General features: G+C 42.2%; 1 protein-coding gene and 1 pseudogene. Both read left to right on the top strand.

All coding sequences use genetic code 11. The features are described 5' to 3' along the window. Nucleotides 1–298: 298 nt before the first annotated feature. Nucleotides 299–595 carry a hypothetical protein gene (locus tag ACQV18_RS09360; protein WP_428876538.1) on the top strand — a complete coding sequence of 99 codons (297 nt, stop codon included), beginning with the start codon at nt 299–301 and terminating at the stop codon, nt 593–595. Nucleotides 596–725: 130 nt separating this feature from the next. Next, nucleotides 726–988, top strand: a pseudogene (locus ACQV18_RS09355) (hypothetical protein); the annotation flags it as partial.

The raw sequence follows: 988 nt of genomic DNA, 5'->3' as shown, positions 1-988 counted from the left end.
AACACAGAAGTCCGATCTATTAAAAGTGGTAACTAAAATAGAAAGGACTCTGTGCTATGACTCATGATATACGAAAATTACTCCATATAAAAGACCCTAACGTAAAATTATCTGATAATTGTGGGTGAATTGTAAAATGAACTTAGCCATTTAAAATACAAGAAGAGCCAGTGAGTCTGCTAATCTATGTAGTAACAACACAAACATAGATTAGCAGACTCTACATGGCTCAAACCGAGCAATCGCTCGATTACTCGGACGTTCACCACAGACCATTCATATAAAAGTGAAACGTAGCATGGTTACTCAAAAATGCAAACAATCCGCAAAAGGAAAGACCTTTATCTACTTCTGGGATGTCTATAGTGCTGTTACTGGGCAAACGGCATATGACCACTTGCACGATGAAACGGGTCGACAAGCTAAATGGATTACTAATAAGGACTTCATCGATTGGGTGGATGAAAAGATACTCCATAAGGGGTGGAGCCCTGATGCGGTTGTTGTTACGCTAAGCGTCATGAATTATTCTGTAAAGAGTCGATTCCATGCACGAAAACGTTCGATAACTGGATCAATATGGGGCTCAAGCTAACGAAGAATATTGATTTGCCTGAAAAGGTGTCACGCAAACTGCGCAAGGCTTTTGAACCGGGTCCAAGAGGCCGCAAAATCCTAGGTAAGTCTGTTGAAGAACACCCTCAGAAAGTAGAAGATCGAGAGGAATGGGGGACATTGTAAAATCAATACCGTTGTGGGGGCCACGTGGTGAAGATGAACCAGCACTATTGACGTTGGTTGAGCGTCATTCACGCTTTGAGTTGCTTATTCTGCTTGAAAATCAGACAAGTCAGGCTGTTCATCAAGCGATCGCTCAGCTAATAAAATCCCTAAGAGAGGAAGCTGAGCGACTCTTTAAGACCCTTACAAGTGATAACGGTTCAGAATTCAGCTCACTCACAAAAGCCGTCTCCTCTGTAGCTGAGGT

The organism is Facklamia sp. P9177 (genome assembly GCF_050409585.1).
GTDB lineage: Bacteria > Bacillota > Bacilli > Lactobacillales > Aerococcaceae > Facklamia.
The sequence above is the reverse complement of the archived record's forward strand: the minus strand, read 5'-3'. Positions and strand labels throughout refer to the sequence as shown.

Excerpts from the sequence above, each read along its gene's own strand:
- ACQV18_RS09360 (WP_428876538.1), top strand. The coding sequence starts at position 299 with ATGGTTACTCAAAAATGCAAACAATCCGCAAAAGGAAAGACCTTTATC.